The organism is Streptomyces sp. NPDC056224, from assembly GCF_042267665.1.
In the GTDB taxonomy this organism is placed as follows: domain Bacteria; phylum Actinomycetota; class Actinomycetes; order Streptomycetales; family Streptomycetaceae; genus Streptomyces.
Window position 1 is genome coordinate 82,381 of the sequence record NZ_JBHJTK010000028.1, and the last position, 12,616, is coordinate 94,996.

13 protein-coding genes are annotated in these 12,616 nt (G+C 68.9%); 8 read left to right on the plus strand and 5 right to left on the minus strand.

The window, feature by feature from the left end:
- Positions 1-122: 122 nt before the first annotated feature.
- From ACFCZ1_RS27025 to ACFCZ1_RS27040, 4 genes are all read left to right on the plus strand, one after another.
- Positions 123-965 (plus strand): GntR family transcriptional regulator, encoded by an 843-nt coding sequence (locus ACFCZ1_RS27025; protein WP_376680864.1) that lies wholly within the window; start codon positions 123-125, stop codon positions 963-965.
- Positions 966-1,070: 105 nt separating this feature from the next.
- Entirely contained in the window at positions 1,071-1,328 is a 258-nt protein-coding gene (locus ACFCZ1_RS27030) for a helix-turn-helix domain-containing protein (RefSeq protein WP_376680878.1), read from the plus strand.
- A 336-nt stretch (positions 1,329-1,664) separates the two neighbouring features.
- Complete coding sequence (locus ACFCZ1_RS27035) at positions 1,665-1,976, plus strand: hypothetical protein (RefSeq protein ID WP_376680865.1); 312 nt, start codon at positions 1,665-1,667, stop codon at positions 1,974-1,976.
- Positions 1,973-3,310, plus strand: a complete 1,338-nt coding sequence (locus ACFCZ1_RS27040; RefSeq protein ID WP_376680866.1) for a helix-turn-helix domain-containing protein — start codon at positions 1,973-1,975, stop codon at positions 3,308-3,310. The genes ACFCZ1_RS27035 and ACFCZ1_RS27040 overlap by 4 nt, the downstream gene beginning before the upstream one ends.
- A 250-nt stretch (positions 3,311-3,560) precedes the next feature.
- Here the strand turns inward: ACFCZ1_RS27040 and ACFCZ1_RS27045 are convergent, their stop codons facing one another.
- Positions 3,561-4,004: a GNAT family N-acetyltransferase gene (locus ACFCZ1_RS27045; protein WP_376680867.1), complete on the minus strand. Its 444-nt coding sequence runs from the start codon at positions 4,002-4,004 to the stop codon at positions 3,561-3,563.
- Between the two features lie 213 nt (positions 4,005-4,217).
- Between ACFCZ1_RS27045 and ACFCZ1_RS27050 the strand changes: the two genes are divergently transcribed.
- Both ACFCZ1_RS27050 and ACFCZ1_RS27055 read left to right on the plus strand, forming a co-directional pair.
- Complete coding sequence (locus ACFCZ1_RS27050; protein WP_376680868.1) at positions 4,218-4,568, plus strand: hypothetical protein; 351 nt, start codon at positions 4,218-4,220, stop codon at positions 4,566-4,568.
- On the plus strand, positions 4,565-7,000 hold the full coding sequence (locus ACFCZ1_RS27055; protein WP_376680869.1) for a tetratricopeptide repeat protein: 2,436 nt from the start codon (positions 4,565-4,567) through the stop codon (positions 6,998-7,000). The genes ACFCZ1_RS27050 and ACFCZ1_RS27055 overlap by 4 nt, the downstream gene beginning before the upstream one ends.
- A 93-nt stretch (positions 7,001-7,093) precedes the next feature.
- On the opposite strand, the gene ACFCZ1_RS27060 is transcribed toward ACFCZ1_RS27055, so the two are convergent.
- Positions 7,094-7,441 carry a hypothetical protein gene (locus ACFCZ1_RS27060; protein ID WP_376680870.1) on the minus strand — a complete coding sequence of 116 codons (348 nt, stop codon included), beginning with the start codon at positions 7,439-7,441 and terminating at the stop codon, positions 7,094-7,096.
- A 1,073-nt stretch (positions 7,442-8,514) separates the two neighbouring features.
- Between ACFCZ1_RS27060 and ACFCZ1_RS27065 the strand changes: the two genes are divergently transcribed.
- A complete protein-coding gene (locus ACFCZ1_RS27065; protein ID WP_376680871.1) occupies positions 8,515-9,399 on the plus strand; it encodes a hypothetical protein in 885 nt (294 codons plus the stop codon).
- 101 nt (positions 9,400-9,500) lie between these two features.
- Positions 9,501-9,869 (plus strand): hypothetical protein, encoded by a 369-nt coding sequence (locus ACFCZ1_RS27070; protein WP_376680872.1) that lies wholly within the window; start codon positions 9,501-9,503, stop codon positions 9,867-9,869.
- Positions 9,870-10,209: 340 nt separating this feature from the next.
- Here the strand turns inward: ACFCZ1_RS27070 and ACFCZ1_RS27075 are convergent, their stop codons facing one another.
- The 3 genes from ACFCZ1_RS27075 to ACFCZ1_RS27085 form a co-directional block, all read right to left on the minus strand.
- Positions 10,210-11,217: a recombinase family protein gene (locus ACFCZ1_RS27075; RefSeq protein WP_376680873.1), complete on the minus strand. Its 1,008-nt coding sequence runs from the start codon at positions 11,215-11,217 to the stop codon at positions 10,210-10,212.
- Positions 11,218-11,423: 206 nt separating this feature from the next.
- A complete protein-coding gene (locus ACFCZ1_RS27080; RefSeq protein WP_376680874.1) occupies positions 11,424-12,251 on the minus strand; it encodes a DUF3626 domain-containing protein in 828 nt (275 codons plus the stop codon).
- A gap of 170 nt (positions 12,252-12,421) precedes the next feature.
- Positions 12,422-12,616 (minus strand): hypothetical protein (locus tag ACFCZ1_RS27085; RefSeq protein WP_376680875.1); only part of this gene is annotated, 195 nt, incomplete at its 5' end.

The window sequence follows — 12,616 nt, forward strand, 5'->3', positions numbered from 1 at the left end:
CCATGGGCTCCAACCCATGGCCCGTCCTGGCTGCCGAGAGATAACGTATACGCTAGAAGTAGCGAAAGGCAAGGTTGGCGTATACGTTATTGCCTGGGGAGTCGATATGGGAGGACGGAACGATGGCCGCACAGTACGAAGAGATCGCACGTGACCTGCGGGAACGCATCAATTCGGGGGAGTACCCGCCGGGCTCGCAGCTGCCGATGATGCGGGACATCGCCGCGACCCACGGGGTCAGCGACATCACGGTGCGGAAGGCGTTCGCGGTCCTCACTCAGGAGGGGCTGATCTACAGCCGCCGGCGGGCGGGCACGTTCGTGCGCGAGCACCCGGACCGCGTCCGGCTCACCGTGCGGCACAGGCAGATCGAGCGCGATGAACTCGGCTACTACTCCGGGCGCGAAGTCCAACACTGGCGGGCGCTGCCGCACCCGGATGGCGAGGTGACCCGAGTGACCGAGGCACCCGTCCCCGCCGACGTCGCCGACATCCTCGGCTGCGGGGTGGGGGAGGTGTTGACCGTACGGAAGCGCCTCGTCGGCGACCCGGCGAACGACTCCCACCGGCAACTGGCCGACAGCTGGATCGCGGCCTGGGTCGCCGAAGAGGTGCCAGTCGTCACCAGCAACACCGGGGCTGGCGGGATGTACGACCGGATCGAGGAGTGGGCAGGCCGCGGGCTCATCTGGCGCGAGGAGGCATCCGCCCGGATGCCGTCACCAGAGGAAGCCGAGGCTCTCAACATGCCCTCCAAGGGCATTCCGCTGCTCCGCCTGCTCCGCGTGACCGAACTCCCCGGCGCCACCGAGGACGAACCATCTCGCGTCGCCGAAGTGCAGGACATTCGTATGAACGCTGCCCTGTTCTCGGCCGGGTACCCGTTGAACCGTGGGGCATCGGCGACTTGGCCGGTCACCTCCGCCACGTCGGACTACTACACGGCCCCAGAGTCAAGCGATTGAGCAGCGACACGCCGGACCTACCAATCAAGAGACAGGACAAGCCGTTCAAGGTATCTTTCGATTCTCTTGATGTTGGAGGTGCAGGTGACGGCCACTCACGACCCCATGTCTGCTGTAGACGTGCTGCTCAGCGAGCAGAAGCCACTACTGCCCCCTGCCCTCCGGGCTCCGCTCCGACGTGCTGCAGGACTGACTCAGCGCCAGGTAGCGAACGCCATCGGGGTCCGTCCGCTCCAAGTGTTGCGGTGGGAAGCTGGCGAAGCTGAACCGAGGAACGGTGAGCGGCGGGCCGCATACAGCCGTCTACTTCACGGGCTCGCGCAGCAACACCCTGCTGTCGTTGCATCAACATCAGCACCCTAAAAAACGCTGAAGGCCGCCTCTGTTGGCGCAGAGACGGCCTCAATACAGCTCGACTCGTCCGCCTCTCACAGCTCCGAGTCGTGTCCGGTGAGGTGACCTCGCCGGGGGTGATGCCCGTGGGCCTAGGCCCGCGTGGTCACCGATACCCAGAATAGGTGGCCTCCCATCCAGAGGCCACCATCTTCGGGCCCTGTCTGGTCACATTGCCGTCCACGGCTCCCCATCAGGGGAGAACGTTCCCGTGTCTGACCTGTCCGTCCTTCGCCGCAGCTGCACACCAGCTTGCAGGCGACCCGCCCTCGTACACACTCGTCTGATCTTCGCCGAGGGTGCGCGATGACGTCTTCCGCATTCCGCCCGGCCGGGGCGTCGATCGGTTTGGACCACATCGAGTTCGACGTCCGCACCGCCTACGACGGCACATGCACCGCCCGTGGCGACCTTTCCCCGAATTTCAAGTCGGTGTACGCGACTGTCGCCACCGTCGGGCAGAAGGCCATCGTGCTGGTGCTGGGGCTCAGGGATGACCGGAAGGTTACTCACGGGCGTGTCCGCTTTGACGGATACACCGATGTCATGACGAACATGCCCCTGCTCAAGGTCGCTGCTCTCACCGGCGCCGGCCCGGTCGCGGGGGTCGCGGGATGAGCAACGAAGCGCAGACGTACGCGGCCACCCTCAAGGTCGGCAACATCACCGCCAAGTTCGTGCTCAGCCGCCTGGCGGACCGCGCGGACGAACGGTTCTCCTGCTTCCCGTCGGTGCCGCTCCTGGCAGCCGAGGCGGAGAAGTCCGAGCGGGTTATCCAGCGGGCGCTCGCGCACCTGCGGGAGCTGAAGCTGATCTCCGACAAGGAGCGCACCCGGCCGGACGGCTCGACGGCGTCCAGCCGGTACTTCCTGCACGGCCCGTGGGACAGGTACGGCGGCACCGGCGTGCCCTTCCCCACGATCACGACGCCGAAGCAGAAGCGCGCCGAGGCCTGGGCAGAGCCACCCATCGAAGGCTCGTTCCGGCCGGGCACCGCGGCGGCCGAGGCTTTGGGCATCCCGAACGAGACCCTGGCCCCCGGAGACGACCCTGCCGCGCCGGTGGCTCCCGGGGGCACCGGCGCCATCCTCCCGGACACGGCGCCGGAAGCCCCCGTCGCTCCGAAGGCGGCGAAAAAGGCGTCGGGGAAGTCGCCTGCGAAGAAGCCGGGTAAGACCGGCCAGGTCCGGATGACCAAGGAGCAGGCGGCCGCCGTGGCGACGGTGGAGGCGGCCTGGCCCGCCGAGCTCGTCCAACTGCTGCCGAAGTACCGTCCGAACGCGATCCGGGACGCGATCCTCGATGCGCTCGACGGTGGGCGTACGCCCGACCAGCTCGCCGCGCGAGTACAGCGGCGCTGGTTCGCTCACGGTTACATGAAGGACCTGCTGCCTGGCGGCAAGGGCATCGCTTCCCCGGTTGGCGTCGCGGTCGGCCTGGTCCGCCCGTCGACCGACTGCCCGGACCCGATGTGTGAGGACCGGGTCATCATCCACACCGGCAACGCCTGCCCGAAGTGTGAGCAGCGAGCCATGGACCGCAAGGCCGATCACCGGGCGGGCCACGTGCCCGGTCAGCGCGGGCAGCAGGGGCCAGCCACGGTGTGGTGGACGTGCGAGAACGAGCAGTGCAGGAAGCCGGGCAAGGGTGAACGCCCGGCGGACGGCATCTGCGACACCTGCCGGGAGGAGATGGCCGCCGCAACGAAGAAGCTCGCCGCCGAGCTCGCCGCCCAGGAGGCCGAGCGGCAGCGCTTCGCCGATGTCCTCGCTTGGAACGGGATGCTGGAAGACGCGTACGCCGAGTACGACGAGCGTGAGGAGCGGGCAGCCGAGGCCCGGGCAACAGCCGAACGCGAACGTAAGCGGATCGCTGACACCGAGGAGAACAAGCGACTCCGCGAGGAGCTGCTGCGCGAACACCCCGAGCTCGCGCAGTACGCGCAGGTGTGAGACCCGCGGAGTCGCCCCCTTCCAAACCGGGAGGGGACGACTCTGCTGCCCTCTGTAGCGCTCCTCCCTCTACGTCAGCAGAGCGCTGACGGGCGCTGCCCCTGTCTACGCCCCCGCCCGGTCACTGGCGGGCTTCGCGGTGTCCGCACTTCCGCTTCGCCAGCTGGCCCTCCGGCGGCCAACTGACCCTCCGGCGGCGGGGCGCCCGGCGGCATGGTCGGCCCCGGATCGCTGGCGGCCTTGGCCGTGCTCAGCCTCGGGGACGCCAGCGGGTGAACATGCACTGGTCGTCGCCCGCACCGAGCCGGAACGGCAGGGAGATCCGGTCCAGGGGGAAGTGCTCCCCGGGGGCGTGAACGTTGTACCCGAGGCGCGTGTAGAAGACCTTCAGGTCGCGGTCGGCCTCATAAGAGCCGTACAGCAGGCGGTAGCCGAGTTGCTGGTGGACCTGCCAGGCGCCCTTGAGGAGTTCGGCAGCGATGCCCTGACCGCGGGCAGGCTCGGCCACGGCCAGGCCGTGAATCTTGGCGACGAACAGGCCCAGGGCCATGGCCTGCGGCAGGGCGTATCCGTTGCTGGTGGCGATCTCGATGAACGTGCCGAGGGCAGTGGCCGACAGCACGCCAAGGACCTGTTCCTGGTCGTCGGGGTGCCGGTAAGAACGCTGCCACCAACGGCAAACAAGTGGCGTCATGTTCAGCACCGCGACCGGTGGAAGCCGACCGCTGCGGCGCCCTCGTCGCCTCGGGACCGCCTGGGATGAACCCGCCCGTCTGGGCCCGCTGGCCGCTAGGTTCGACGGGCGGCTCAGAGACGGGGCCAGCGGAACGACAGCTGGACGAGGGGGCTCAGGATGGCTGGGCGGAAGGTGTGGGCGGCTGTCGCGGTGGTGTGCACCGTGGCGGTCATGGGACTGGTGCTTGTCGTGGTAGTGGCGGACCTGGAGACGGCGGACAAGACCGCCAGCGTGGTGGGGGCCGGTGTGGGGGTAATCGGGCTGGGTGTGTCGGTGTTCGCGCTCACCCGCGGCGAGGGCACTCCGCCCGTGGCCGGTGCCCGGTCCGTGCAGGCCCGCGGTGGGATCGGGCGGGCGGTGACCGGCGACAACAACCACCTCACCACGCCTGCCCCCGGGCCCCTACCGCCAGCAGGCACAGGTGGCGGCGCGGGCGGCCTGGCCGTTCCCGGGGAACGCGGCGTGGCCGCGGACGGCAGTATCGGCGAGGCCATCACCGGTGACGGGAACCAGCAGCCATGAGCGCCTTCCGACGCAGCAAGAACGAGAACGAGGGCGGGCCGGGGAGGACGGTGCCGGGCGAGCGCGGGCTGGTGGCCGGCGGGGACATCGGTCTCGGGGTCCCGGGCGACGGCAACGAGATCACGGTCCGGGACATCGTTACCGGTGACAACAACTCCATCACCCACCAGTACCATCTGCCCGCGAAGAGAGGCCCGCTGTGGCCGCACCAGGTCGGTGTGGTCCCGCTGCCGGCACGGTCTTTTCAGCACCGCGGGGAGGGGGACCGGCTGCGGGCGGCGGTCGAGGGCGGGGGCACTGCGGTGCTTTCCCAGGTGCTGACGGGGATGGGCGGGGTCGGCAAAACCCAGCTCGCCGCCGAGTATGCCCGCGCGGCTTGGGACGACGGCGGCCTGGACGTCCTGGTCTGGGTGACCGCGAGCGCCCGGTCGGCCGTGGTGAGCGGATTCGCGCAGGCCGGTGTCGAGTTGTGCCGGGCCGACACCGACGACCCCGAACAGGCCGCGAAACAGTTCCTGGCCTGGCTGGCTCCCAAGCCCGGGCAGCGGCCGTGCCGGTGGCTGATCGTCCTCGATGATGTCGCCGACCCCAATGATCTGATCGTTCACCCCGACGACCCCGCCCACCGCTACAGCCTGTGGCCGCCGGCCAGCCCCCACGGCCGGGTACTGCTCACCACCCGCCGCCGCGACGCCGCCCTCTTCGGAGAGGGCCGTCGGCGGATCGAGGTCGGCCTGTTCACCCCCGACGAATCCCTTGCCTACCTCACCGCATCCCTGAACGCCCAGGGCCGCACCGAGCCGGCAGACCAGCTCACTGCCCTCGCACACGACCTCGGACACCTGCCCCTGGCCCTGGCCCAGGCCACCGCCTACCTCATCGACTCCGGCGAAACAGCTGCCGCCTACCGGCATCTGCTGGCCGACCGCGCCACCACACTCGACCACCTCGCCCCCGATGCCCTGCCTGACGAGCAGGGCACCGCCCTTGCCGCCGCCTGGTCCCTGTCCATCGACCGCGCTGACACACTGCGCCCCGCTGGCCTGGCTCGCCCCATGCTCCACCTCGCCGCCCTCCTTGACGCCAACGGCATCCCCCAGGACGTTCTCACCGGCCAGAGCGCCCGCGCCTACCTCGCCGCACACCGCACCACAACCGGCCCCACCCCGCAGCAAACCCCCGTCTCCCCCGCGGACGCGGTACGCACCCTGCGCGCTCTGGACCGGCTCAGCCTCATCGACCACCAACGGGACACTCCCTACCAGGCCGTCCGCGTCCATCAGCTCATCCAGCGTGCTACACGCGAGACCCTCACGCCCCATCAGCACCACCAGGCAACGCGCACCGCCGCCGACGCACTCTGGGCCGCCTGGCCCGACGTCGAACGCGACACCGACTTCGCTCAGGTCCTGCGCACCAACGCCGACGGCCTCACCCGCTATGCCGAAGACGCCCTGTACCGGCCGGGCGTGCACCCGGTGCTGTACCGCCTCGGCCTCAGCCTCGGTGAATCCGGTCAGGTCACCGCCGCCATCGACCACTTCCAGCACCTCACCGACATCACCGACAACCGCTTGGGCGAAGACCACCCCGACACCCTCACCACCCGGGGCAATCTCGCCGTCATGCGGGGGGAGGCGGGGGATGCGGCCGGGGCCGCCCAGGCCTTCGCCGACCTCCTCGCCGACCGAATCCGGGTGCTGGGCGAAGACCATCCCCAAACCCTCACCACCCGGGGCAACCTCGCTGCCATGCGGGGGGAGGCGGGGGATGCGGCCGGGGCCGCGCAGGCCTACGCCGACCTCCTCGCCGACCGAATCCGGGTGCAGGGCGAAGACCACCCCCAAACCCTCATCACCCGGGGCAACCTCGCCCGCTGGCTGGGGCAGGCACGGGATGCGGCCGGGGCCGCGCAGGCCTTCACTGGCCTCTTGGAGTCCATGGTGCCGGTGCTGGGCGAAGACCACCCCGACACCCTCACCACCCGGAACAACCTCGCCGTCATGCTGAGGGATGCGGGGGATGCGGACGGGGCCGCGCAGGCCTTCGCCGACCTCCTCGCCGACCGAATCCGGGTGCTGGGCGAAGACCATCCCCAAACCCTCATCGCCCGGAACAACCTCGCTGCCATGCGGGGGGAGGCGGGGGATGCGGCCGGGGCCGTGCAGGCCTTCGCTGGCCTCTTGGAGTCCATGGTGCGCGTGCTGGGCGAAGACCATCCCCAAACCCTCACCACCCGGGGCAACCTCGCTGCCATGCGGGGGGAGGCGGGGGATGCGGCCGGGGCCGCGCAGGCCTACGCCGACCTCCTCGCCGACCGAATCCGGGTGCAGGGCGAAGACCACCCCCACCTGCCGATCATTCGACAGAACCTCGAACACTGGCGGAAGGAGGCGGAGAGGATGCCTGAGCCGGGTGGCGATCACTCGTGAGACACCAAGATCACCTCGGTGCCGTAGGCCGCGACGTCATGCATGCCGCGTCCACGTAACGCGCACCCTTCCTTGCGGCTGGTGACAGCGTTCTTACTGGCACGCCTCGTCGGCCGCGACCAGTGTCAGGGAGATGGTGGTCAGGGCTTCGCTCATGGGCAGCTCGGCGAACGCGACGGAGGCCGCGTCGAAGAACGCCGTCCTGGCGCCGAGGCCGGCAAGCATGGAGGAGGCAGCCTTGCTGTCCTCGATCGCCGTCCGCAGCACGGGAATGATCCGCACTCCGTCCCCGGTGGTGCCCATGAGGGTGTTCGCCGTCTCGACGTCCTGCGGGCGGGCGAGGCGGATGCGGGTGCCTCCGGGGCCCGGCCAGCCCTCCCGAAGCCTGCTGACGGACAGCGGCGGCGCCGACTTGGCCTTCTTCGTCGTGTGCTTACCCATGACGTGGTCCCCCTCGGGATGGTCGCGGTCTTCCCTCTGAGACGGATCTTGTCCGAGGTGGGCGAGCCAGGCGGCCGCTGTTTCCGGTCGCCTTAATCCTGCGTCGGGCCTGAAGCGCTAAATCGATCGTTCGCGCAGGTCAGACACGGGGTGACGTGTACGACGCCCCGGGAGCCGGAAAACCTCCCCTCCGTTAACTCAATCGTTTTCGCAGGTCAGTAGGGGGTGACGTGTACGACACCCCCCCCGGTGACGTGTACGACACCCCCCCCGGTGACGCACACGTCACCCCTTTAACCACCACCTATGAACCCCCACTGCAGAAACCACAGACAGCGCCTTCGGCGCGTGCGCCGCTGACGCCCGGAGGGCATCTGCATGTAGTAGCGCGTGAGCCCGCGCGAGCGGCTTCGCCGCGTCCGACGGCGCGAGCGCCGCAGAGGTTGTCTCGTTGGGGGAAGGCCAGCAAAGCGCGGATCCGGTGCGCCGAAGAGCCGAAGAGCCGGCCGAGCCGGTCCTCACGAAATCGCCTCGCCCCCTAACTGGCCCTCGCGCTCATCCTCCGTGGGAGTGTGTCCGGCACCCCTGGTACCGGACACACTCCCACCTGACACGGCGAACCCCCGGGCGCAGGGAGCGCCTGTGTGGGAACCGGAGCCCCCGTAGTCCCGCAGGGACACGACAAGCGGAGCGGCGGAGAGCCGCAGAAGCGGGCGCGAGGGCCTGTTAGGGGTCAGAAGAGGGAGGCGCGGGCCCCGTCACCCTCTTGGGTGAATGCCGGTGCGCCGCTGACTCCCTCGTCGTGGCCCGGGTGGTGACGGGGCCCGCGCCGTGGGGGCTGGCCTAGGTGGCGACGTGCCGGTCAACCACGAAGCGGACGCGCTTCGCGCGGCGACTAAACGGGCCAGGCGGGCGATCCCTGAGTCGCCTCCTGGGGGCTCCGCATGGAGCGGGGTGGGAAACGACCCCTTCGCTGCCTGATTGGGGCTCAGCGGGGCGTGCAGCGACCTTGAAGGCCACTTCTTTTCCTGATCCCGGGGACCGTTGCCGAGTCGGCGCCCTACCATCGGGCAGTGGATACGGAACAGGACTCGGCTCTCCTGCTGCTGGCGATGTATCAGCAGGCCAAAGGCAGCACGCAGGAGTACATCGAGGTCGACCAGCTGCCCGAGTCGGGAACACTGGGCGACGACCGTCTGCTCACCCTGATCAGTCACCTCCAGCACGCGGACATGGTCGAGAGCCTGGAAGTCGCGTCTGGGTTGGCCTGTCAACTCACCCCCCGCGGCGCTGTCAAGGCGGAGCAGCTTCTGCGTGACCGGGACCGTCCGATCGTCCGCTACGACATGGCGCTCAACGGGTTGATCGCCGCGGCAACGGACAAGTTCCCCAAGCACACGCTTGAGCTGCAGGAGTTCCTGTTCTCCAGGCACGCCCGGGTCCTGGACACCGTGCTGACGATCGACGAGATCTTTAGCGCGATCGAGTTCCTTGAGGCCGAGAAGCTGGTCACGGTCGAGCGGGACGGCGGTCGTCCGACAGCGATCACGCTCACCCCGCAGGGCCGGAGGTGCGGGTGGACCGACAACGTAGACGTACAGGGTTTCCTGGCCGGTCAGCAGCCCAGCGGGATTCAGCAGAACTGGCAGGTCACGGTCAATGGCGGCGCGCCCCAGATGGGCCAGGGCAACGTCCAGCACAACACCTTTGGCTACGACCTGGCCCAGGTTATGCAGCTTGTACGCGACCTCAACGGCTTGGTCCCCTCGATGAACGTGCCGGAGCCCGTCCGCGAGCTGATTGCCGAGGACGTTGAGGCTCTGGAGCGTGAGGCGGGACGGGAAAATCCGCAGCCGGCCCGCATCCGCCGCCTGCTCGAAGGCATCCAGGAAACTCTGGTGACGCCGGACAGCATCCAGATAGCCGTCATGGCCGTCACGCGCATTCTTGGTGGGTAACGGCGATGGCGCATGCGTACGGCCGAGAGGCGGGGTGAGCAGGCTCGGCCCAACCCGGCACGACGGCGAGTCCCACAACTACTCATTCCTGCGAGGGAATCTTGAACGAGCAGCAGCCCAGCGCGCAGCACACCTGGAACGTCACGGTCAACGGGGGCGCGCCCCAGATGGGCCAGGGCAACGTCCAACACAACACCTTTGGTTACGACCCCGGGCAGCTCGCGGACTTCGCTCGTGAGGTCTTGGCCGCTGCGCGGACCGCGGACCTGTCGGCCGAGGATCGGACCGTTGTCGAGGCTGATGTCGAGGCGCTGCAGGCTGAGCTCGTCGCCGCCGAGCCCGATCCGGGGCGCGTTCGTCAGCTCGGGCAGCGGGTTTGGGCGAGCGCGAAGACGTACATGCCTCCCGTTCTCGCGACAGGCCTCGCTCAGGCAGTCGGGGGTGCCCTCGGGATCCCTGTCGGGTTCTGAACGTCGCCGCAGGCGTCAAGCGGGCCGTGAGGCCGCCGGGGCGTTCATAGTCCGGTCCGCGCTCGCGCAAACTCCCTGACTGGGCTGTACGGCCTGGCGCGCGGACAGGACGGAGCACTGCCTGTGGCCCGACGCCGGACCGGCCCACGAACACCGTGCGCGCCCTGGCGTAGAGCGGAACTCTCGGGGCGCCCCGCAGAGCGCCCCAACAGGGCGGGTCCGCCCCAAGGCTGGCTGCCACGCAGAACCTTGGGGCGGTTCACCCCGGCCTCGGGGAACAGCGGTACAGCGGTTAACGCTAAGCCGGTGATCATGGGATCGATGCAGGTTGTGGGTGGGTCTACCGCAGCTCGGCGTTCGGGTGGGGCTGGGCCTGGAGCCGTTCGCGTAGCTCGATCTCCTCGGCGGTGAGGGGCTCTCCGGGCTGGCGGATACGGACGGGCTTGGGCCGCATCGGCAGGCCGTCGTCCACCGCGGCGGCCTCGGCTTCCGCGAGCGCCCGGTAGAGCGAGGCGACCGACGGGGACTTGCCCGCGTTCTTCCCGACCTTGATGGTGAGCTTCTTGGCGATGTCGGGGACGGGGACGCCCTTGTCCTTGAGCGCGACGGCGAAGGTGAGCATGTCGTCGTCGATGACCTTGGGGCGTCCGCCGTGGTTGCCCTTGGACGCGGCGATGACTTGGCCTTCGAGGGTCTTCTCCCGGATGTAGTTGCGCTCGATCTGCCCGGCGACGGCGAGGACGGCGAAGAACATGGCGCCCATGCCGTTGGGGTCGTAGATGCCGGTGAGCGGGCCGGTGAGGAGTTCGAGCTGGAGGCCGCCGGCCTGGAGTTCGGCGGACAGCGTCATCAGCTCGGCGGCGTTCCTGGCGAGGCGCTTGAGCTCGTGGACAGTGAGGATGACCGGGGTCTCGGGCGCGGCCTCCTTGAACTGGTGGGCCAGGGCGAGCGCCTTCTCCAGTTCGGGCCGGATCTTCACCCGGGTGCTGATCTGCTCCTTGAAGACCTTGTGGCACTCCGCACGGTGGAGGGCTTCGAGCTGGCTCGCCAGTTCCTGCCGGGCGGTCGATGTCCTGGCGTACCCGATGCGGACCGGGCGCTCGGTGCGGGGCGCGGGCACGACGGCGAGCGCCGGGCCCTGCTTCCACGCGCGGCCGGGGTGGCGGTCGGCGGGGACGAGCACTTCGAGTTCCTCGCGGAGCGCGGGGACGAGGACGAAGCGGGGGGTGTGGTACTTCGCGGCGGTCTTCCCGCCCCGGGTGCGGCAGGCGGAGCCGGCGGGCGCGTCACAGTTCGGGCAGTCGTGGCGTTCTACCGCCAATGCGGCTCGATCGGGCGTGAGGTCCATCCGGGAAGTCTCTCAGAAGTGCCTCGCACAACATGCCAGTTTCGAGAGGACTTTTGCGAACGGCGACCTGCGGAAACGTGATCACTCCGGGGGCTCTCGCAGAACTCTCACAGATGAACGTTTATGAGAATCACCGTGGGTGACGATCGCTACCCGGAGCTACGCATGGCGTGCGGATGTCAAGGGCCATCACACCGTTGACCGCCTCAACGAAGGCTATCGAGTACAGCTCCCTCCGTCGGTTCCGGAGTCGTCGGCCTGCCAGTGACCTTCGAGGGTGCCCCGAATCGCGCCAGGTAGTGCCACACCTTCTTGACGGCCTGTGGGTCGTAGCGGTCGGCACGTGCAGCATTTCCGACGATCCGAGGATCGAGCACTCCATCGACCGCGATCTGCGTGGCCAAGTCGACGTACTCCTGGCCGCGGTAGCCGGGATGACGGCGGAGTCCCTCGATCTTGAGTCGGAAGCCTGGGTGCCACTCCACTGGGCAGCCAGTACGCACAGCCGCGGCCTCGACTGTCGTATCCCGGTAGCAGGGGTCCAGGACCAGCGCCTCCACATGGCCGCGCAGCCGGACGGGCCCGTGCACCTGCGCCTCGATGTAGTCGTCGAGCTCGTCCTGATGGTCGGCCAGGGCAAGCTCAATGAGCCCCATGCGGGCCGCGACACCGAAATCTGAAGGTTCGAGGAAACTATCCGGGTAGCAGAACGTGGTCCGCGCGAGCGTTTCGGCAGTCAGCCGGAAGTGGGCGGACCCGAACCGCGGCGCCGCGCCGACCGGATGGCGACGGAAGTTCAACGCCCCGTAGACAGGCCGTTCATCCGCGGTCCCTTCGTCATAGGCCCCGCCGAAGATCCGGCTCTCCCAGCGCCACCGATCGCCTCCTGGATGCGCGGTCAGTCCACCGTTGCTGGTCCCTGTGACGAACTGGGAGCGGTAGGTGCCGTCCTCAGCCATGGCGTCCAGGATCGGCTTGGCGTGCAACAGACGGTCCGGATGGAAGTTCAAGGTCACCCGCAGCGCCAAGTCCATCGGAGGACCCGACGCCAGTTCTGCGACATGTCGAAGGGCCCGTTCCTGCGATGTCTGAGAAGCTGAGGGGCTCATCGGCACAGTGTTCCGCAACTTGATCATTGGGTGCACGCGGATTGTCCACCGCCGGCCTGTCCCGGCCTCGCGGGACGCTGATCGCCGGACGCCCCTTAGCCGGTGCCGTCCTCGTCGTCGTCGAGTTCCGGCGTCTCCGGATCGCGCAGCGGGCGCAGGGCGCCGGCGGCCGGGGTGGAGGCGGTGAAGCTGTAGCGGCCGAGCAGGTTCTTATCTGGACACTCCAGGGTGGTGTTCGGCTTGTCGGCGTAGCACTGCTCATCGCGGCTCGTTGAGCGGTGATGTGGACT

Coding starts and splice junctions, on each gene's coding strand:
- ACFCZ1_RS27055 (WP_376680869.1), top strand. CDS start 4,565: ATGAGCGCCTTCCGACGCAGCAAGAACGAGAACGAGGGCGGGCCGGGG.
- ACFCZ1_RS27035 (WP_376680865.1), top strand. CDS start 1,665: ATGACGTCTTCCGCATTCCGCCCGGCCGGGGCGTCGATCGGTTTGGAC.
- ACFCZ1_RS27080 (WP_376680874.1), bottom strand. CDS start 12,251: ATGGACTTGGCGCTGCGGGTGACCTTGAACTTCCATCCGGACCGTCTG.
- ACFCZ1_RS27075 (WP_376680873.1), bottom strand. CDS start 11,217: ATGGACCTCACGCCCGATCGAGCCGCATTGGCGGTAGAACGCCACGAC.
- ACFCZ1_RS27025 (WP_376680864.1), top strand. CDS start 123: ATGGCCGCACAGTACGAAGAGATCGCACGTGACCTGCGGGAACGCATC.
- ACFCZ1_RS27050 (WP_376680868.1), top strand. CDS start 4,218: ATGGGACTGGTGCTTGTCGTGGTAGTGGCGGACCTGGAGACGGCGGAC.
- ACFCZ1_RS27040 (WP_376680866.1), top strand. CDS start 1,973: ATGAGCAACGAAGCGCAGACGTACGCGGCCACCCTCAAGGTCGGCAAC.
- ACFCZ1_RS27030 (WP_376680878.1), top strand. CDS start 1,071: ATGTCTGCTGTAGACGTGCTGCTCAGCGAGCAGAAGCCACTACTGCCC.
- ACFCZ1_RS27045 (WP_376680867.1), bottom strand. CDS start 4,004: ATGACGCCACTTGTTTGCCGTTGGTGGCAGCGTTCTTACCGGCACCCC.
- ACFCZ1_RS27060 (WP_376680870.1), bottom strand. CDS start 7,441: ATGGGTAAGCACACGACGAAGAAGGCCAAGTCGGCGCCGCCGCTGTCC.